24 protein-coding genes and 1 other RNA gene are annotated in these 19,195 nt (G+C 59.6%); 12 read left to right on the forward strand and 13 right to left on the reverse strand.

The window, feature by feature from the left end; translation table 11 throughout:
* The 5 genes from fliP to rsmI all read right to left on the reverse strand — a co-directional run bounded on the left by fliP (position 1) and on the right by rsmI (position 3,506).
* Positions 1 to 735, reverse strand: coding sequence for a flagellar type III secretion system pore protein FliP (fliP, locus tag BN1143_RS05110; protein ID WP_042049865.1), 735 nt, complete (start codon positions 733 to 735; stop codon positions 1 to 3).
* Positions 735 to 1,112 carry a lateral flagellar motor switch protein LfiN gene (gene lfiN, locus BN1143_RS05115; protein ID WP_005305855.1) on the reverse strand — a complete coding sequence of 126 codons (378 nt, stop codon included), beginning with the start codon at positions 1,110 to 1,112 and terminating at the stop codon, positions 735 to 737. Before lfiN ends, fliP begins: the two co-directional genes overlap by 1 nt.
* A 7-nt stretch (positions 1,113 to 1,119) precedes the next feature.
* The gene (gene lfiM, locus BN1143_RS05120) at positions 1,120 to 1,995 is read right to left on the reverse strand and encodes a lateral flagellar motor switch protein LfiM (RefSeq protein ID WP_197069843.1); all 876 of its coding nucleotides are present in this window, start codon (positions 1,993 to 1,995) and stop codon (positions 1,120 to 1,122) included.
* Between the two features lie 228 nt (positions 1,996 to 2,223).
* An RNA gene (gene rnpB, locus BN1143_RS21500) (RNase P RNA component class A) lies at positions 2,224 to 2,610 on the reverse strand.
* 62 nt (positions 2,611 to 2,672) lie between these two features.
* Complete coding sequence (gene rsmI, locus BN1143_RS05125) at positions 2,673 to 3,506, reverse strand: 16S rRNA (cytidine(1402)-2'-O)-methyltransferase (RefSeq protein WP_042049866.1); 834 nt, start codon at positions 3,504 to 3,506, stop codon at positions 2,673 to 2,675.
* Between the two features lie 79 nt (positions 3,507 to 3,585).
* On the opposite strand from rsmI, the gene BN1143_RS05130 reads away from it, so the two are divergent.
* From BN1143_RS05130 to dolP, 4 genes are read left to right on the forward strand one after another with little or no spacing between them, the layout of a single operon-like run.
* Entirely contained in the window at positions 3,586 to 5,493 is a 1,908-nt protein-coding gene (locus BN1143_RS05130) for a penicillin-binding protein activator (protein WP_082038437.1), read from the forward strand.
* On the forward strand, positions 5,435 to 5,806 hold the full coding sequence (locus BN1143_RS05135) for a YraN family protein (protein WP_026140996.1): 372 nt from the start codon (positions 5,435 to 5,437) through the stop codon (positions 5,804 to 5,806). Before BN1143_RS05130 ends, BN1143_RS05135 begins: the two co-directional genes overlap by 59 nt.
* A gap of 9 nt (positions 5,807 to 5,815) precedes the next feature.
* Complete coding sequence (locus BN1143_RS05140) at positions 5,816 to 6,406, forward strand: D-sedoheptulose-7-phosphate isomerase (protein ID WP_005305871.1); 591 nt, start codon at positions 5,816 to 5,818, stop codon at positions 6,404 to 6,406.
* Positions 6,407 to 6,410: 4 nt separating this feature from the next.
* Complete coding sequence (gene dolP / locus BN1143_RS05145) at positions 6,411 to 6,989, forward strand: division/outer membrane stress-associated lipid-binding lipoprotein (RefSeq protein ID WP_005305875.1); 579 nt, start codon at positions 6,411 to 6,413, stop codon at positions 6,987 to 6,989.
* Positions 6,990 to 7,034: 45 nt separating this feature from the next.
* Here the strand turns inward: dolP and BN1143_RS05150 are convergent, their stop codons facing one another.
* From BN1143_RS05150 to zapE, 8 genes are all read right to left on the reverse strand, one after another.
* The gene (locus BN1143_RS05150; protein WP_017766408.1) at positions 7,035 to 7,460 is read right to left on the reverse strand and encodes a ClpXP protease specificity-enhancing factor; all 426 of its coding nucleotides are present in this window, start codon (positions 7,458 to 7,460) and stop codon (positions 7,035 to 7,037) included.
* Positions 7,457 to 8,086 carry a stringent starvation protein SspA gene (sspA, locus tag BN1143_RS05155; RefSeq protein WP_010635939.1) on the reverse strand — a complete coding sequence of 210 codons (630 nt, stop codon included), beginning with the start codon at positions 8,084 to 8,086 and terminating at the stop codon, positions 7,457 to 7,459. Before sspA ends, BN1143_RS05150 begins: the two co-directional genes overlap by 4 nt.
* 87 nt (positions 8,087 to 8,173) lie before the next feature.
* Positions 8,174 to 8,908, reverse strand: a complete 735-nt coding sequence (locus tag BN1143_RS05160; RefSeq protein WP_010635938.1) for a cytochrome c1 — start codon at positions 8,906 to 8,908, stop codon at positions 8,174 to 8,176.
* Positions 8,905 to 10,122, reverse strand: coding sequence for a cytochrome b (locus tag BN1143_RS05165; RefSeq protein ID WP_005305888.1), 1,218 nt, complete (start codon positions 10,120 to 10,122; stop codon positions 8,905 to 8,907). Before BN1143_RS05165 ends, BN1143_RS05160 begins: the two co-directional genes overlap by 4 nt.
* A 2-nt stretch (positions 10,123 to 10,124) precedes the next feature.
* Positions 10,125 to 10,715, reverse strand: coding sequence for a ubiquinol-cytochrome c reductase iron-sulfur subunit (petA, locus tag BN1143_RS05170; protein WP_005305890.1), 591 nt, complete (start codon positions 10,713 to 10,715; stop codon positions 10,125 to 10,127).
* Between the two features lie 295 nt (positions 10,716 to 11,010).
* Positions 11,011 to 11,403, reverse strand: a complete 393-nt coding sequence (gene rpsI, locus BN1143_RS05175) for a 30S ribosomal protein S9 (protein WP_005305893.1) — start codon at positions 11,401 to 11,403, stop codon at positions 11,011 to 11,013.
* A gap of 15 nt (positions 11,404 to 11,418) precedes the next feature.
* On the reverse strand, positions 11,419 to 11,847 hold the full coding sequence (gene rplM / locus BN1143_RS05180) for a 50S ribosomal protein L13 (RefSeq protein WP_005305895.1): 429 nt from the start codon (positions 11,845 to 11,847) through the stop codon (positions 11,419 to 11,421).
* A gap of 266 nt (positions 11,848 to 12,113) precedes the next feature.
* A complete protein-coding gene (gene zapE, locus BN1143_RS05185) occupies positions 12,114 to 13,208 on the reverse strand; it encodes a cell division protein ZapE (RefSeq protein WP_005305898.1) in 1,095 nt (364 codons plus the stop codon).
* A 140-nt stretch (positions 13,209 to 13,348) separates the two neighbouring features.
* Here zapE and BN1143_RS05190 point away from each other — a divergent pair, with 140 nt between their 5' ends.
* From BN1143_RS05190 to BN1143_RS05225, 8 genes are all read left to right on the forward strand, one after another.
* Entirely contained in the window at positions 13,349 to 13,729 is a 381-nt protein-coding gene (locus tag BN1143_RS05190; protein WP_005305902.1) for a Z-ring associated ZapG family protein, read from the forward strand.
* 81 nt (positions 13,730 to 13,810) lie between these two features.
* On the forward strand, positions 13,811 to 15,172 hold the full coding sequence (locus tag BN1143_RS05195) for a Do family serine endopeptidase (RefSeq protein WP_042049868.1): 1,362 nt from the start codon (positions 13,811 to 13,813) through the stop codon (positions 15,170 to 15,172).
* 89 nt (positions 15,173 to 15,261) lie between these two features.
* Entirely contained in the window at positions 15,262 to 16,383 is a 1,122-nt protein-coding gene (degS, locus tag BN1143_RS05200; RefSeq protein ID WP_017779755.1) for an outer membrane-stress sensor serine endopeptidase DegS, read from the forward strand.
* A gap of 298 nt (positions 16,384 to 16,681) precedes the next feature.
* Positions 16,682 to 17,044, forward strand: coding sequence for a transcriptional regulator (locus tag BN1143_RS05205; RefSeq protein ID WP_042049869.1), 363 nt, complete (start codon positions 16,682 to 16,684; stop codon positions 17,042 to 17,044).
* On the forward strand, positions 17,045 to 17,410 hold the full coding sequence (locus BN1143_RS05210) for an SFCGS family glycine-rich protein (RefSeq protein WP_017779756.1): 366 nt from the start codon (positions 17,045 to 17,047) through the stop codon (positions 17,408 to 17,410). It begins immediately after the preceding gene.
* Positions 17,410 to 17,706 (forward strand): DUF4312 family protein, encoded by a 297-nt coding sequence (locus BN1143_RS05215; RefSeq protein WP_042049870.1) that lies wholly within the window; start codon positions 17,410 to 17,412, stop codon positions 17,704 to 17,706. The genes BN1143_RS05210 and BN1143_RS05215 overlap by 1 nt, the downstream gene beginning before the upstream one ends.
* Before the next feature lie 40 nt (positions 17,707 to 17,746).
* Positions 17,747 to 18,523: a DUF4311 domain-containing protein gene (locus BN1143_RS05220; protein WP_017784945.1), complete on the forward strand. Its 777-nt coding sequence runs from the start codon at positions 17,747 to 17,749 to the stop codon at positions 18,521 to 18,523.
* Positions 18,524 to 18,534: 11 nt separating this feature from the next.
* A complete protein-coding gene (locus tag BN1143_RS05225) occupies positions 18,535 to 19,185 on the forward strand; it encodes a DUF4310 family protein (protein ID WP_017766404.1) in 651 nt (216 codons plus the stop codon).
* The last annotated feature ends 10 nt before the right edge of the window (positions 19,186 to 19,195 follow it).

Below are 19,195 nucleotides of genomic sequence, written 5' to 3' on the forward strand. Positions count from 1 at the left end.
TCAGCCTCCCCCACCAAAGCTGGCAGCCAGCGTACCGACCGTCATCGACCAGCCATCCACCAGCACGAACACCATCAGTTTGAATGGCAACGAAATGATCAGAGGGGACAACATCATCATCCCCATGGCCATCAGCACGCTGGCCACCACCAGATCGATCACCAGAAAGGGGATAAACAACATGAAGCCAATCTGAAATGCCGTATTCAGCTCGCTCAGCACAAACGCCGGCAACAATACACCAAACGGGACATCGGCTTTGCTGAGGGTGGTGGGCTCACCGGAAATGCGCAGCATCTGCTCCAGATCCGGCTCCCGGGTCTGAGCCAGCATAAAGTGGCGCAACGGTTTTTCGGCGCGCGCCAGCCCTTCCGACAAGGTGATTTCATTCTGGTCGTAGGGAATAAACGCGTTCTGATACATGTCGGTCCATACCGGGCGCATGATCACCAGAGTCAGGATCAGGCTGATGCCGATCAGAACCCTATTGGGAGGACTCTGCTGCAGTCCCATCGCCTGCCGCAAGATCGCCAACACTATGATGATCCTGGTAAAGCTGGTCATCATCAACAACAGCGTCGGCAACAACCCCAACAGGGTCATGAAGAAAAGGATCTGCAACTTGATGTTGTAGTCCTCTCCTCCTTCAGCCCCCGGCATCACCGAGAACAACGTCATATCCGCCCCCCAACTGGGCAGCGAAAACAACAGCAGGACAAGCAGCAACCGGCGCATCAGTCGTCCATGCCACCCAGCAGATTGGTGTCGATCACATCCACCAGGCGCAAGCCATATTTGCCATTGACCACGACAACTTCGCCTTTGGCCAGCAGCCGACCGTTGACCCGAACATCCAGCGGCTCACCCGCCAGTTTGTCCAGCTCAATCACAGCCCCCTCTTCCACTCGCATCAGATCGCCCAGAGGCACTTCGGTACTGGCTACCTCGAGGGTTACCTTGACCGGGATCTGGCGGAAGAAGGAAAGGTCCCGCTGCTTGCTGTTGCTGGTCGGTGCCATATAGTCGGCTGCGCTGGGCATGCTGATATCGTCACTAAACAATTGATCCAGTCCATCCAGATCCAGCGGGTCATTCATATTGTGCTCGTTCATGATGTGATTATTCCTCTACAACAGTCGCGACCTGATACACCAGGCTGCCTTTATGTTCAGCGACTCGTCCGCTAAAGCAGGGACGATTACCAATCAGGGCCGGAACGACTTCCGGCAGATCCAGCGAGAGCACATCGCCCACCTTGAGGCACTCCAGATCCGCCAGGGTCATGGACATCTGCCCCATTACCACACGCAGACGCACCGGAACATGCGTCAACACCTGCTCAAGCGCGCCATCCTGCAGCTCATGTCCGGCCGCGGGGCCAGAGTTCTCGGTCGGCGGCACCAGCCAGAGCTGCCAGCCATGTGCAAAACTGCCGACCGTGAGGCTGGCTTCAGACATCCATAGCCGTGATTGCGGCAATGCATCCCTGGTAATGAGAGTCAGCTGCCAGCCAAGATCACCCAATCCGAGACATGAGGACCAGATATCGACCTGGTATTGACAAAGACGCAGCATCAGACGCTGCTCGGTATCGGTCAGCCCTTTACCATGGGAGGGAGCCTCGCTCTGGTCGCGCAAGGCACCACCGAAAAAGAGCACGGCCAGGCGATATATAACGGCAGGAGAAATGGAGAAATAGGCGACCCGTTGTACGTCGAGCGCACTGCGTGCTTCCACCCACAGCAGACCATCGTCTTGCATGGGCGAGGCCACAGTCGTGAACTCTTGATAACTCAGCTCGCAGTCGGCGCTATTGAATAACTGCGCCATGCAGCCTGCCGCTTGTAGAGAAAAGGTACCCAGCTGAGCGTTGATCTGCTTGAGCCGCTCCTGGTCAGCCCGTTCGACGCCAAGCAAGTCATAATGAGGAAGAGTTTTGCCCCGCTGTGCACAGAGCAACCGGGAAGGTGTGAGCATTACGCCGCTTGATGACATTCAAAATCCACCTTAGCCATTTTTATCTCGCCTTACAGCCACAGAGACATCCATCAGGCCAGCCATGTGATCGGTACAAATAACCCAGCCGACTTATAGCGACCAGAATGGGCGAGAACTTTATTACAAAACCCTAAAAGGCGCCACGAGCCAGTCTGGCAACCCCATAATAAAAATCCCGGCACCTGAAGGTGCCGGGATTGGTTGGTATTTGCATACCTTGAATTGGGTCGGAGTCGGCCTGTAAGCCGGGTTCTGTACCGGGTTGCCCCGGGTAGCAATCATTCCTCTAGGCCAGCAATCGCTCGCTGGCTCAAGCAACCTACCCGCCCCCAACGCGGGCCGCGCCAATAGGGGCCTATTTGGTCTTGCTTCGGGTGGAGTTTACCGTGCCACGAACTGTTGCCAGTCGCGCGGTGCGCTCTTACCGCACCCTTTCACCCTTACCTGATCCCTTGCGGGCCATCGGCGGTCTGCTCTCTGTTGCACTGGTCGTAGGCTCACGCCCCCCAGGCGTTACCTGGCACCCTGCCCTGTGAAGCCCGGACTTTCCTCCCCTCCGCCCGTCTGTCCCGAGGGACACAACGACGAAGCAGCGATTGCCCAGCCAACTCCGAGGCGCGGATTATAGCCTCGTGATGCCGGCGGGGTAAACCGGCAATTCCCGTTTACGACAATTAATAATGCTCGAGGCCGTACTTGTAGAGGGCATTCTTCTTCACGCCGTGGATCTCGGCGGTCAGCGCCGCCGCTTTTTTCAGCGGCAGCTCGGCCACCAGCAACCCCAGAGTGCGGAGAGCCTCAGCGGGCAGCTCTTCATCCAGCTTGCTGGCGCCGGCCACCACCAGCACGATCTCGCCGCGGCAGCGGTTTTCATCTTCACCGAGCCAGGTCAACATCTCGGAGGCAGACAGACCATGGATCGACTCGAAGGTCTTGGTCAGCTCGCGGCAGACCACCACCTGGCGTTCACCCAGAATGCGGGCGATCGCTTCCACCGTCTCCTGCACCCGGCGCGGCGATTCATAGAATACCAGCGAGCGGGTGTCCTCAATCACGGCCTGCAGGCGATCATCGCGCCCCTTGGCTTTGGCCGGCAGAAAACCTTCAAAGGCAAAACGGTCGGTAGGCAACCCGGCGGCGGAGAGCGCCGTGATGGCGGCGCAGGGGCCGGGCAGCGGCACTACCTTGACCCCGGCTTCGCGACAACGGGTGACCAGGTGATAACCGGGGTCGCTGATGAGCGGCGTGCCCGCGTCGGAGACCAGAGCCACGCTCTTGCCCTCCTTGATACGGCCGATCAGCACGTCGGCTTTCTGCTGTTCATTGTGATCATGCAGCGCAAAGGTCGGTACCGAGATCTGGTAGTGGCTGAGCAGGATGCCGGTATGGCGGGTATCCTCGGCGGCCACCAGATCGACGCTGCGCAGCACATCCAGTGCTCGCTGGGTGATGTCGGCCAGATTGCCGATCGGAGTGGGGACTATATACAGGGTTGGGATGTCACTCATGGGAGCTCCGAGTGTCCCGACAATTGTGTCGCCATATTGGCCCGTTTACACTATGGAGAATTTCAACACTGGTCGGGGAATGAACTTGAACCGGGTTATAAAGCAGCTAAGTGTATCACGACTCTTCGGCATCCTACTCGCGGCAGTCCTGCTCGCCGCCTGTGCGTCGGAGCCCAATCAACCCGCCGGCCAGTCCGGCATGCCGTCGGCCTTCTCGGATCTTACCAAGAATGCCCAGTGGTATCTGGCCCAGGTGGACCCGGCCAAACCGGCCGAAGCCTTCACCTGGCAGGTGATGGCGGCGCGCAGTTATCTGGCGCTCGGTCAGGCCAAGCCGGCCGCGGCCCTGTTCCAGCAATTGCAGAAGCAGGCCCAGAGCGCCGAGCAGAAAGCCCAGCTGCAACTGCTGCAGGCTCACCTGCTGCTCGCCCAGGGCAATGCCAACCAGGCGCTGATCCTGCTGGAAGGCAAGCCCGATGTGGCGCTGGACGCCGATACCCAGAAGGACTGGTACCGCCAGCGCGTGGTGCTGCAGCTCGACATCAACAACAAGTTTGGTGCCGCCAAGTCGCTGATCCTGCTGGAGCCCTACCTGGCCCAGAATGAGCTGGCCACCAATCATCAGCAGATCTGGTCCCTGCTCAAGAGCATGACCCCTTCCACCCTGCAGGCGCTGGAAGAGGCACCGGCTCCCGATGTCACCACCGGCTGGCTGCGGCTGGCAGCGCTGGTGAATGAATTCGGTGCCCAGCCCAATCAGCTGGCTCGCCAGCTGGCCGGCTGGAAACAGGCCTTCCCGAACCACCCGGCCCAGAAAGACATGCCGGCCGGACTCGGTGATCTGACCACCAGCAACATCAATGCCCTGCAGCAGATCGCCGTCTTCCTGCCGCTGTCCGGCAACCTGGAACCGCAGGGTGCGGCAATCCGTAACGGCATGTTGATGTCTTACAAGGAAAATCAGAGTCAGTTCACCCTGAACTTCTACGATACCCAGACCAAGTCGACGGCGGATCTCTACAAGCAGGCCATTCAGGAAGGGGCCAACATGATCATCGGCCCGCTGCTCAAAGACCGGGTCGAGGAGCTGCTCAAGGCCAATCCGACCGTGCCGGTACTGGCGCTCAACGAGCTGGACAAGCCGATCGTCAACGACACCACCTATTACTTCTCCCTCTCAGCCGCCGCCGATGCAACGCAGGCCGCCCAATACCTCTATGGCCAGGGTTATCGCAAACCCCTGCTCATCGCCGCCCAGGGGCGGATCGGCTACAGCAGCATCAAGGCGTTTGAACAGGCCTGGGCGACCGTAAGCCAGGACAAACCGGTCGTCGCCACCTTCGGTGCCCGCAACGAAGTCCAGGGTATGGTCAAGAATGCGTTGAGCGGCCGCTCCACCGCACGGGCTGGCGAAGTAGTTCAGCTCTCCGCTGCCGCCCCGCGCAGCATCGACGTGGTCTATGTGGTCGCCAACAGCCTGGAGACCCGGATGATCAAGCCCTACGTCGACATCTCGGTCAATCCGATGGGCAGCCTGCCGATCTACAGCAGTTCGCGCAGCTACGACAGCGCCACCACCGAGGTGGCCTCCGAGCTCAACGGCATGCACATCTCCGACATGCCGCTGCTGCTTGGCGGTTACGAGAAGCAGCGCGAGCAGATCGCCCTGCTTTGGCCGCAGACCCAGGGCGACCTGCTGCGTCTGTTTGCGCTGGGTTATGACGCCGTCAGCCTGGCGGAAAACCTGCAGCAGATGCGCAAGGTCAACGCCATGCAGCAGCCCGGCATGAGCGGTCAGCTGAGCGTGGATGCCGGCGGCAACATAGTACGGGTACTGGACTGGGCCACCTACCAGAATGGCAAGCTGGTCAGTGACAGCGCCATGCCCCAGCTCGAGGGAGTCCCCCATGAAGGTACTTCTGGCACGGATGCGCCGGCAGTTACAGAACCTGTTCCCGTCACCAACGAGCAAGGGACAGCACTTTGAGCAGGTAGCGGAGCGCTGGTTGCAGGCCCGCGGCCTGCAACCCGTGACCCGCAACTATCGCTGCCGGGGCGGCGAGATCGATCTCGTCATGCGCCAGGGGGAGACCCTGGTGTTTGTTGAAGTCCGTTATCGCGCCCAGGCCAGCCACGGCGGCGCCGCCAGCTCCGTCACCCGACGCAAACAGCACAAGATCGTGCTGGCGGCACGCCACTATTTCAAGCAACATGCCATCAACGAGGCCAATCAGGCCTGCCGATTCGATGTGATCGCGTTCGAAGGCGACCAGCCGGACTGGATCCAGAACGCATTTTAAGAGGACCCCATGACTGACCGCATCAAAGAAAACTACACCGAGAGCATCCAGACCAAGATAGCCGCCGCCGAGGCGCTGCCGGATGCCATCCATACTGCAGCCCAGATGCTGACCATCTGTCTGCTCAATGGCCACAAGGTGATGGCATGCGGCAATGGTCCCTCCGCAGCACTGGCCCAGCTGTTCATCTCTGAGCTGGTCAACTGCTACGAAACCGAGCGCCCCTCCCTGCCCGGCATGGCGCTGACCCCGGACATGGCAACCATCAGTGCCATCGCCACCGACCACGGCTTTGAAGAGGTGTACGCCAAGCAGATCCGTGCGCTCGGTCAGCCCGGCGACATCCTGGTGGTCATCACCACTACGGGTAACAGCCGCAGCCTGATCAAGGCCGCCGAGGCCGCCCTCTCCCGCGACATGACCATAGTGGTGCTGGGGGGCGGTGATGGCGGTGAGATCGCCGGTCTGCTCGGTCCCAACGATGTGGAGATCCGGGTGCCGTCTGCCCGTCGCCCCCGCATTCTGGAAGTGAACCTGTTGACCCTGCACTGCCTGTGTGATCTCATCGACCAGACTCTTTTCCCGCAACAGGAAGATTGAAACCATGAAGAAGCAAACGCTCCTGCTCGGCCTGCTGGCCGGCACCCTGCTGCTGCAAGGTTGTGCGGCCGTGGTGGTCGGTGGTGCCGCCGGTACTGCCAAGGCTTCCGGCGATCGCCGCACCCTGGGCGCCCAATGGGACGATCAGGCCATCGAACTGAAAGCGGCCAACCTGCTGGCCGACAACAAGCCGCTGAGCGCGGCCAGCAAGATCAGCGTCTACAGCAACAATGGCCGGGTACTGCTGGTCGGTCAGACACCTTCTGACGCTTACAAGCTCGAGGCTGGCAAGATAGTGGCCCGTATCGAGGGGGTGCGCCACGTCTACAACGAGCTGCGCCTCGGACAGCCGGTCAGCATAGGGGTACGCAGCAACGACACCTGGATCACCTCCAAGGTGCGGGCTGACATGCTGGGCGCCAAGAACTTCGACAGCGCCAAGGTCAAGGTGGTCACCGAGAATGGCGAGGTGTTCCTGATCGGCCTGGTGACCCGCCAGGAGGGGGATCAGGCCGTCGAGATCGCCCGCCACGTCAGCGGTGTGAAGCGCGTGATCAAGGCCTTCGAGTTTGCCCAGAACTGACCCTGTTGATCGCCATAAAAAAACGCAGCCAATTGGCTGCGTTTTTTATTTGATGACCTTCAGGGTCGGACGACCGCTCGGGCGCGGTGGTTCCGGCTCAGGCTCTACCGGCGCTTCGGCCTGCTCCAGCCAGAGATCATAGCCAGGCTCGGGTGGGAACAGGGTGCCCACGCCATTTTCCCGGGCATGAATGGCCAGCACGGCTGCCATCGGGATGTAGACCTGCTGGGAAACTCCACCAAAGCGGGCGCTGAAGCTGATGGCATCATTGTCCATGTGGAACTGCCCAACCGCACGAGGTGCGATGTTCAGCACTATCTGCCCATCCTGAACGAACTGCATCGGCACCATCACATGGGGGATGTTGACGTTGACCACCAGGTGAGGGGTCAGGTCATTGTCCAGCAACCAGTCAAAGAACGCCCGCAACAGATACGGGCGACTGGGCGTCATCGTCGGTTCCATGCTCATACGCCGGCGCGGATCTCGCGCTCGGCTTCGGTCAGGGAAGCCTGGAAGGATTCACGTTCGAACAGACGAACCATGTAGGCCTTCAGCTCTTTGGCACCACGACCGGTGAAGTCGATGCCCAGACTCGGCAGACGCCACAGCAGCGGGGCCATGTAGCAGTCGACCAGACCGAACTCTTCACTCATGAAATAGGGCATCTCACCGAAGATGGGGGCGATGGCCAGCAGGTTGTCCCTCAGCTCGGCACGCGCCGCATCCACGTCGGTACCCGCCATGATCTTGTCGGCCAGGGAGTACCAGTCCAGCTCGATGCGATGCATCATCAGACGGCTGTTGCCGCGCGCCACCGGGTATACCGGCATCAGGGGCGGGTGCGGGAAACGCTCGTCCAGATATTCCATGATGATGCGCGAGGTGTAGAGAGCCAGCTCCCGATCAACCAGGGTCGGTACAGTGTTGTACGGGTTCAGCTCGGCCAGCTCATCCGGCAGGTTGGCAGGGTCTACCTGGCAAATATCTACGCTAACACCCTTCTCCGCCAGGACAATGCGCACCTGATGGCTGAACATGTCGTTGGCACCGGAAAACAGCGTCATTACCGAACGCTTATTGGCAGCTACAGCCATTGAACCCTCCCGTCATTAAAAAGCAGAAACGGCAATGAAGCATCTTGGACTTCATTGCCGTGCATTATATTACCCGGATCTGGTCGCTTAGTGAACGTCGCGCCAGAATTCCTTCTTCAACAGCACAGTGAAGATGAAGAAGATCACGATGAAACCAAGCACCCAGAAGCCCATGCGTTCGCGCTCCTGTTGTACCGGTTCAGCCGAGTAGACCAAGAAGTTTACCAGATCCAGCACCGTCTGATCATACTCTTCGTTATTCATTTCACCGTTGCCGTCAGATTTGATGCTGACAACCTGCTGAACGTCGACACCATCGACCTGGTGGGTCGCAAACTCGGCGCGGGGCGTCCCCTGCAGCGGCTCCAGCACGTGGGGCATGCCCACGGACGGGAACACGGCGTTGTTCACCCCGAATGGACGGGTCTCGTCCACGTAGAAGGAACGCAGGTAGGTGTAGATCCAGTCCGCACCACGCACCCGGGCGACCAGCGTCAGATCGGGGGGCGGTGCACCGAACCACTTGGCCGCATCCTTGTCCGGCACCGAGTTTTCCATCAGATCACCGATCTTGGCGCCATTGACGATCAGGTTGGCCGCCATCAGGTCTTCCGGGATACCGATGTCTGCCGCTACCCGGTTGTAACGCTGGTACTGGGTGCTGTGACAGCCAAAGCAGTAGTTCATGAAGGTGGCGGCACCACGCTGCAGGGACGCCTTGTCGTTCAGATCATAGTGAGCCTTGTCCAGATGCACGGCCCCGGTGTTGGCAAACACCAGTGACGGCAGCAGGGTCAGCACTGCAAATATTATTTTTTTCATTTGAATGTCACCCTTTCCGGCAGCGGCTTGGTGCTTTCATTCTTGCTGTAGAAGAACAACAGGACGAAGAACCCGAAATAACCCAGGGTACAGATCTGGGCGATCAGCGTCAGGGTCGGGGTCGATGGCAGCACGCCGAGTACCCCGAGAATGATGAAGCAGACCACGAACTGGGCGATGTTCAGCTTGTGCAGGGTGCTACGATAGCGCACCGAACGCACCTTGCAGCGATCCAGCCAGGGCAGCAGGAACAGCACTACGATGGAGAGGCCCATCATGATGACGCCCAGCAGCTTGTCCGGTACCGCCCGCAGAATGGCGTAGAAGGGGGTGAAGTACCATACGGGGGCGATGTGAGCCGGGGTCTTCAGGCCGTTGGCCACTTCAAAGTTCGGCTTCTCGAGGAAGTAACCCCACATGTCCGGCTTGAAGAAGATGATGGCGCAGAAGAAGAACAGGAAACCGGCTACGCCAATCATGTCCTTGACGGTGAAGTAGGGGTGGAATGCCACCGCATCCAGCGGCCAGCCGTTCTCATCCTTGTGCTTCTTGATGTCGATGCCGTCCGGGTTGTTCGAACCCACTTCGTGCAGCGCCAGGATGTGCATGGCAACCAGCATCACCAGCACCAGCGGCAGGGCGATGACGTGCAGCGCGAAGAAGCGGTTGAGGGTAGCGCCGGAGATGACGTAGTCACCGCGGATCCACAGGGTCAGATCGTCGCCGATGACCGGAATGGCACCGAACAGCGAGATGATGACCTGCGCGCCCCAGAAGGACATCTGCCCCCACGGCAGCAGGTAGCCCATGAAGGCTTCCGCCATCAGGCAGAGGAAGATCAGCATGCCGAAGATCCACAGCAGCTCGCGCGGCTTCTGGTAGGAGCCGTAGATCATGCCGCGGAACATGTGCAGGTAGACCACGATGAAGAAGGCGGACGCGCCGGTGGAGTGCATGTAGCGCAGCAGCCAGCCGTAATCCACATCCCGCATGATGTACTCGACGGAGGCGAAGGCACCTTCGGCGGAGGGGTTGTAGTTCATGGTCAGCCAGATGCCCGTGATGATCTGGTTGACCAGCACCAGCATGGCGAGCGAGCCGAAGAAGTACCAGAAGTTCAGATTCTTGGGCGCCGGATACTTGGCCATGTGGTCGTTGTACATGGCGGTGAGCGGAAAGCGATAGTCAATCCAGCCCATCAGTTTGGCAAACATGGTCAGGCCTCCTTGCCATCGGCACCGACCAGGATGGTGGTGTCGCTAAGATATTGGTACGGCGGAATGACCAGGTTCAAGGGCGCAGGCACCCCCTGGAACACTCGACCAGCCATGTCGAACTTGGAGCCATGGCACGGGCAGAAGAAACCGGAAGTCACCCCCTGCACCTGTTCGCCGAAGTTGTCCGGCAGGTAGGAGGGAGAGCAGCCTAGGTGGGTACAGATACCGACGGCCACGAAGATCTCCGGCTTGATGGATCTGTAGCCATTGTGGGCATAGTCGGGTTGTTGGGGTTCGTCAGAAGCCGGGTCGCGCAGCTTGTCGTCATGCGCGGCCAGGGCATCCAGCGTCTGTTTGGTGCGTTTCACCACCCAGACCGGCTTGCCTCGCCACTCAACACGGATGAGCTGGCCTGGTTCCAACTTACTGATATCCACTTCAACCGGAGCACCCGCCGCTTTGGCTTTGGCACTCGGGTTCCATGACTTAATAAACGGCACTGCGGTAAAAGCAGCTCCTACCCCACCAACGGCGACCGTTGACCAGGTAAGAAATCTGCGGCGACCGGTATCAACTGGCGCATTGCTCATCCAAAAACTCTCCCATGTGGACTCCGCACATTCTTATTGTGTCCCTGTTCCCCTTTCTTCCGTGACAACAGCGGCGGAAGCGGAGTTACAATTGTCACAGAAAAACCGAGGGAATTTTAAAGAAAAGATAACAACTTGACAAGAAAGAGAAGCGAAGGTCAAAAACAATAAATACACAATTTTTTGTCTTTTGTGACGTGGTGTTAGCAATGCGGTTCGTAATATTACTAATAAAAAAAGCCTGGCACGTGGCCAGGCTTTTTTGACACTCGCGAGAGTGCGTACAAAAAGCGAATTAACGCTTGGAGTACTGCGGACGCTTACGAGCTTTGTGCAGACCGACTTTCTTACGCTCAACCTTACGGGCATCACGAGTAACAAAGCCAGCTTTACGCAGTTCGGAACGCAGGGTTTCATCGTACTGCATCAGAGCACGAGTGATACCGTGACGGATCGCACCAGCTTGACCGGAGATGCCGCCACCGTTAACGGTGATGAACAGATCCAGTTTCTCGGTCATCTCAACCAGTTCCAGCGGCTGACGAACTACCATGCGGGCAGTCGGACGGCCGAAGTACTGCTCCAGGGAGCGCTGGTTGATTACGATTTTACCGCTACCCGCTTTGATGAATACGCGAGCAGTGGAGCTTTTGCGACGGCCAGTACCGTAGTATTGATTTTCTGCCATGTTGCCAGTTCCCGATTAGATATCCAGTACTTGAGGTTGCTGAGCAGCATGAGCGTGCTCGGCGCCTGCGTAAACTTTCAGTTTACGGAACATGGCACGGCCCAGCGGACCCTTCGGCAGCATGCCTTTGACGGCAGCTTCGATTACCATTTCCGGTTTACGCTGAATCAGCTTGTCGAAGCTGATGGACTTGATACCACCCGGGAAACCGGAGTGAGCGTGGTACATTTTGTCGGTAGATTTCTTACCGGTTACGTGTACCTTCTCGGCGTTTACAACGATGATGTAATCACCGGTGTCAACGTGCGGAGTGTACTCGGCTTTGTGCTTACCACGCAGACGAGCAGCGATCTCGGTTGCGATACGACCCAGAGTTTTACCTTCTGCGTCCACAATGTACCAGTCACGTTTTACGGTTTCTGGCTTGGCAACGAAAGTTTTCATTAAGTTAAACCCAATTACCTGTTACAGACCCAATTGCTTATGGGGGCTCTCCCACAAACAACAAACGATGGCCTACCTGTACCCCTTCGAATACAAGTAAAGCTTAAAGTGTTGCTGTCTTATCGACAGCTGTAACGTGGGCCGGGCGATTATAAGTGAAGTTGCCTTAAATATCACCTGCTAATTTCACTGCCATGAAGCTAGCAAATGTCGCCCGGCCCTACCTGCCGCAGATGCCCATCCGACTGGCAGGCGCGGTATTGTGACTAAGGAAGGTGCACTCTGGCAAGGTATTCGTGCGATTGCATTTCCTGAAGCCGTGAAAGACAACGTTGGAATTCAAAATCCAGCAGCCCGTGACCATAGAGTTCCTGCATGGGCACCGCCGCCGACATGATGAGCTTGACGTGCCGCTCATAGAACTCGTCCACCATGGCGATGAAGCGGCGCGCCGCGTCATCCGTGCCTGCCCCCATGGGCTGCACATTGGCCAGCAGCACGGTGTGGAACAGCCGCGCCAGCTCGATATAGTCGCTCTGGGAACGGGGTGTGCAGCAAAGTTGCTCGAACTCCATATAGAGCACACCTTCCCCCATCCCCAGCGACGCCAGCTGACGGTGATTGATCTCGACCTGGCCCGGCAGGGCCTGTTGCAGCCCGGTTAATTGTTGAAAATAGAGCTCGAGATTGGATTTTGCCTGCCGATCCAGCGGGAAGTGATATATCTCCGCCTGCTCCAGCGTGCGCAGGCGATAATCGGTACCGCCATCCACGTTAAGTATCTCGCAATGACGCTCTATGAGGGCAATGGCCGGTAGAAAACGGGCACGTTGCAAACCATTTCGATACAAATCCTGCGGCGGTATGTTCGAGGTCGCCACCAGCACGACCCCATGGCCGAACAGCTCCTGGAACAGGGTCCCCAGCAGCATGGCATCGGTAATGTCGGAGACGAAAAATTCGTCGAAGCAGATGACGTCGGTCTCGTCGGCCAGCTTGCGGGCGATCAGCTTGAGCGGATCGGCCTGGCCGGTCAGCCCCTTGAGCTCATCGTGCACCCGGTGCATGAAACGATGGAAGTGGATACGCAGTTTGCGCTCCCCGGGCAGGCTGTCGAAAAAAGTATCCATCAGCCAGGTCTTGCCTCTGCCCACGCCACCCCACATATATAACCCCAGGATGGGCGTACGGGGCTTCGGCTTTTGCAGCCAGCCCAGCAGACCGCGGGATCTGGTCGGAGTCGGGGTTTGGCACAAATCCTGATAGAGTCGCTCCAGACGGGCCACTGCCATCGCCTGAGCAGGGTCGGCCACGAAGCCGGGGCGCTGCAAATCCTGCTGATATTTTTGCTGCGGGGTCATCCTGTCAATTGCCTTCAAGTCCCTGAATGAAGGACAAAATGGTATCACGCCCTCGGGGTGCACGGTATAGTGCCATCAAGGCGTAGCGGCCGTTCAGGCCGCATTAACATACATTGGTTTAGCTGTAACAAGGAGCATCTATGAGTCTGTTAAACGGGATCCTGCTGGCTGTCGCCGCCTTGATTATCGGTATCATCATCGGTCGCTTCACAGTGCGCAGCCGGGATGCCGGCCGTCTGGAACAAGAACTGAAGAAGGCTCACAAGGAACTGGAAAGCTACCAGGGTCAGATCAATACCCACTTCGCCGACAGTGCCGCCCTGATGGAGCAGTTGGCCGAGCAGTACCAGACCCTTTATCGCCATATGGCGGAGCAGAGCAAATTCCTGGCCAAGGCCCAGGAGCCGCTGTTCCGTGAAACCCTGCTCGACGAGAGCAGCGATGTCCCGGCCAATGAAGAACCGGGTGTACCGCCCCGTGACTATGCAGGGGCCTCCGGTCTGCTCAAGCAGTCCAGTTAGTTCCCCGCGGAACTAATTGCGCTGTATCGTGGTCAGACCTTCACGATTGCATTGCAACTTTTTCTGGGAGCTGTTTTTCATATGCGTAAACCTCTTTCTGTGCTCAGTGTGTTAGCCCTCAGTGTCGGTATCGCCATGTCTGCGGCCCCCGTGCAGGCTGCACTGCCCTCCCTTTTGGCGAACAATCAGGAGATGCCGAGCCTGGCGCCGGTACTCGAACAAGTCACCCCTGCCGTGGTCAACATTTCCGTCTCCGGCAAGAAGATCACCCGCCAGCGTCTGCCGGAACAGTTCCGCTTCTTCTTCGGCCCCAACATGCCTGACGAACAGGTAAGCGAGCAGCCCTTCCAGGCGCTCGGTTCCGGCGTCATCATCGACGCCAAGAAGGGCTACGTGATCACCAACGCCCACGTGGTGCACGAGGCGGACGAGATCAAGGTCAATCTGAAAGATGGCCGTGAATACGCCGCCAAGAAGATCGGCGAAGACAAGCAGTCCGACATCGCTCTGCTGCAAATCAAGGCCGAGGATCTGGTTCAAATCAAATTCGCCGACTCTGACGAGCTTCGGGTCGGTGACTATGCGCTGGCCATCGGCAACCCGTTCGGCCTCGGCCAGACCGTCACCTCCGGCATCGTCAGTGCGCTCGGTCGCAGCGGCCTCAACATCGAGAACCTGGAAAACTTCATCCAGACCGATGCGGCCATCAACTCGGGCAACTCGGGTGGCGCCTTGCTCAACCTGCGTGGCGAGCTGATCGGCATCAACACCGCCATCCTGGGCCCCAACGGCGGCAACATCGGCATCGGCTTTGCCATTCCGTCCAACATGGTGCGCGACCTGTCCGAACAGATCGTGAAATACGGTGAAGTCCGCCGTGGCCAGCTGGGCATCATAGGGACCGAGCTCACCTCCGAAGTGGCCAAGACCTTCGGCTACAACAAGAAGGACGGCGCCTTCGTCAACCAGGTCATGCCTGACTCCGCGGCCGCCAAGGCCGGCATCAAGCCGGGCGACATCATCGTCAGCATCGACGGCAAGGCCATCCGCTCCTTCGGCGAGCTGCGGGCCAAGATTGCCACCATGGGTGCCGACAAGCAGGTGGCACTGGGCCTGATCCGCGATGGCAAGGAGCAAACCGTCAAGGTCACCTTGAAGAAGGCGGATGACAGCGAAATCCTGGCCAGCGCGCTGCACCCGGCACTGGAAGGGGCCAAGCTGAGCACCACCAGCGAGCCGGTCACCGGCGTGGCCGTCTCCGAGATCGATCCGCGCTCCCCTGCCGCCGCCTCCGGTCTGCAGAAGGGCGACGTCATTATCGGCGTCAACCGCCTGCGCATCAACTCGCTGGAAGAGCTGAGCAAGGCACTGAAGAACAAGCCGGATGTGCTGGCCCTCAACATCCAGCGCGGCGACTCTTCGCTCTACCTGGTAATTCGTTAATCTCCTCTCACCCGCGGCGCCTGCCGCGGGTGATTTTTATCCACCGATAGTGTTATTCTCTGCCCGCTCTATGTACGGATGAGAATGACATGAAAATCCCCCCTATAGTCAGTTACTTGGGCAAGTCTGTCGGCTTCGGTCTCACCGTGGCGGCGCTACTGTTGCTGCTGTTTCCCAATTTTCGAGGCGGGGCCCAACTGCCCGGCCTCATCACCAATGCCCGTGAACTGAGCTTCTCCTACGCGGCGCACCGCGCCGGCCCTGCCGTCGTCAACATCTATACCCGCAGCTTCGCCCGCAATCAGGGCAACCAGACCGAACTCAGGCCCCAGGGGCTGGGCTCCGGCGTCATCATGAACCAGCGCGGCCACGTGTTGACCAACTATCACGTCATCGCCGATGCGGACCAGATCATAGTCGCGCTGCAGGACGGGCGGGTGTTCAGCGCCGAACTGGTCGGCACCGACCAGCTCACCGACCTGGCGGTGCTCTACATCGAGTCGGACAACCTGCCGGTGATCCCGCAGGATCCGGAGCGGTTGCCCGACGTGGGCGACGTGGTGCTCGCCATCGGCAACCCCTACAACGTCGGCCAGACCATCACCCAGGGCATCATCAGCGCCACCGGCCGCATCGGCCTCTCCAGCATGGGGCCGGACAGCAACGGCCGGCAGGATCTGCTGCAGACCGACGCCGCCATCAACGAGGGCAACTCGGGGGGCGCCCTGGTCAATGCCCGCGGCGATCTGGTGGGCATCAACACCGCCGCCTACCACCTGAACGGCAATCAGGAGAGCTACGGCATCAGCTTCGCCATTCCCTACAAGCTGGCCAAGCGCATCATGGACGAGCTGATCGCCAACGGCCGGGTGATCCGCGGCTACCTCGGCATCTCCAGCGTCGAGATCAATCCCATCGTCGCGCGCATGATGAATCTGGGTGACCTGCGCGGCCTGGTGGTGGAGAGCCTGGATCCCAACGGGCCGGCCACCAAGGGCGGACTGCGACGGGGCGACGTGCTGCTCAAGATCAATGGCGAGGCCATCAGCGGCGTGCGGGCCGCCATGGACAAGATCGTCGAGAGCCGGCCCGGCACCAAACTCACCATCTCGGTGATCCGCGACGGCAAACCGCTCGAGGTGGAGGTCACCATCGAAGAGGATCTGCGCTACCAGAACCGGGCCAGCGCTAGTGCGGCCACCGCCAGCTGACATCTCCACGATCGGGGCGACGAGTCGCCCCTTCTCCTCCCTTTTCCCCTCCCGGCCGTGAGGCGACTCACAGTTTCAGCCAAGGGCCAGCAGCCCTTCATCCAACCCCAAGTGCGCCCCTGATCACACAAAATAGGCGCCAATGAGATCTCTTTTCCGCTTGATGCAGCAAAAGCGGCTTCAATTGGCCAGCTGACGCGCGAATTTCCGCTTCGAATCGGAAAAACGGTGCCTCCTCTCCCGAACATGACCGGCTTAGGGTAACGCTATCCCTTCTGCCAGCCTTGGAGAGCAGACATTGCACACAGAGACCCATGACCAGCCCCTGACCCCGGACAGCCCGGCCCTGCTGCGCCAAACCGACCAGATCCTGGCGCGTATCCATATCCTGCTGGCCGAACAGGGCATCCGCCCCAACGAGGTACAGCAGCAGATGCTGGCCTCTCACGCCAAAGCCATGGTGTGGCGCTCCCACAGTGGCGAACCGCTGCCGGAGGTCGACCTCAGCCTGTTCGAGGAGATCTCCCCGCTCTCCCTGCGTCTGGCCGAACAGGTCGTCAGCTGGCTGGAGCGGCTCGCCTATGAAGAGGCACACCTCTTGTCCGTCCATTTCGAAGTAGCCAAAGAAAACGAACTCAGTTCAGTCAAAGGAGAATGCTAAATGACAGCCATCAAACTCGTGATCGGTGATCGCCTCGGCAAGGGCCAGAAAGTGGGGGCAGGCGCGGAAGCCGCCGGCGCCAGCGTGACCGTCATCCCCGGCATGGCCGCCGACATGAAGCTCGGCGACGTGATGAACAAGGAGCAGGCGGATCTCGGCATCTCCTTCTGCGGCAGCGGCGGTGCCGGCGCCATCACAGCCCAGACCAAGTACGGCTACAAGTGCCGCTACGGCATGCGCTCCATCGAGGAGGGCGTGACCGCCATCAACGAGGGGTGCGTGGTGCTGGGCTTCGGCTTCATGGACAAGGAAGAACTGGGCCAGAAGCTGATCGAAGCCTTCGCCAAGAAACACGGACGCGCATGATGAAAGAGGACTTCACCACCCGGGTCACCGTCAACGGCAAGGGCGCGACCCGTCAGCAGGCATTCGCCGCCGCCCTCAGCCAGGTGCAATCCACGCTGCTCAAGGACAACCCGCAGGTGCTGCTGCGCATCGAACCGGTCGAGGTCGAGGTGATCGAGGCCGAGGAGTCGGTCCGGGTGGAGAAGTTCCTGTTCTTCTTCCTGCCGCGCCAACGCCACGAATACCGGGTTCGGCTCGCCATCACGGTCAGGGTCACCAGCCTGGACACCGACAAGGTGACCTTTACCCGGGTGTGACGCCGCCCGCGGCAACACCGCCACAAGAAGGATACATGGGATGTTTCTAATCATATTTATCAAGTCACTCATCATTGGCGGCCTGGTTGGCGTCGGGGTGGGGGCCGGCGCGGCACGGATGTTCCATGCCCCGACCGTGCAGGGGATGGGCGCCTTCCGAACCCTGGGCGAGCTCAACTCCTGCGAAGGGGATCCCGCCTCCCACTTCTCGTTTGGTCTGGGCTTCTTCTTCAACGCCTGGGCCTCCACGGTCGCAGCCGGCGCCTTCACCCAGGACGTGGATCACCGCATCCTGCCGAACTGGGGTGCGGCAGCCCTGATGATCAAGAACCGGGATCTCGCCACCACCCTGCATGACCCGAAGAAGATGGCCATCGCCTGCGGCATCATAGGTGCCATCGTGGTCGCCTTCCTCAACAGCACCGCCGCCGCCGTGCCGGCCGCCCTGCAGGTCACCGCGGTCAAGGTACTGGTGCCGGCCGCCAACCTGCTGGTCAACACCGTCATGCCGGTGATCTTCTGGCTGGCCGCCATCGAGGCGGGCAAGAAGTCCGGCTTCTGGGCCACCATCTTCGGCGGTCTGGCCCAGCTCATCATGGGCAACGCGGTACCGGGTCTGGTGCTCGGCATCCTGATCGGCAAGGGGGTGGAAGAGAGCGGCTGGAACCACGTCACCAAGGTGATGATGGCCGCCATCGTCCTGCTGTTCGTGCTGAGCGGCTTCTTCCGCGGCTTCGACATGAAACTCATCGAGTCCTTCCATCTGGGTGTTCCCCTGTGGCTGGAAAACGTCCATAACCTGCTGAGCGGCAAATAAGGGGTCATGCCATGGATGAGAAACTGAAAAACAACTTCTGGTATGCCGACTGGTCCTTCCCCATCTTCGTCGGCCTGCTCTCGGCCGGGGTCTTTGCCGGTACCCACATGTTCTATCTGTACGGGGTCGGCGCCTTCAACGAGGTAGCCTTCGTCGCCATGTTGAAAGCCGGAATGGACACCGGTGCCTATGGTGCGGTGGCGGCTTTCGGCGCCAGCTTCCTGTTTGCCCGCATCATCGAGGGCTCTCTGGTGGGGATCCTAGACATCGGCGGTGCCATCCAGACCGGGGTGGGCCTAGGCGTGCCTGCCCTGCTGCTGGGGGCCGGCATCATCTATCCGGTGGAGAACTTCCCCGCTTCGTTGGTGACCGGCATGGTGATTGGTCTGGCCATCGGCTATGTGATCATCCTGGCGCGCAAGTTCACCATCAACCAGAGCAACTCCACCTACGGGGCAGACGTCATGATGGGGGCCGGCAACAGCTCGGGCCGTTTCCTCGGCCCCCTCATCATCCTCTCCGCCATGGGCGCCTCCATCCCCATCGGCATCGGTTCCCTGCTGGGTGCGCTGCTGTTCTACGTGTGGGGCAAGCCCATCACTGGTGGCGCCATCCTGGGGGCCATGCTGCTGGGTACCTTCTTCCCGGTTGCGCTTGCATAACCATCCGCCG

The organism is Aeromonas dhakensis (genome assembly GCF_000820305.1).
GTDB lineage: Bacteria > Pseudomonadota > Gammaproteobacteria > Enterobacterales > Aeromonadaceae > Aeromonas > Aeromonas dhakensis.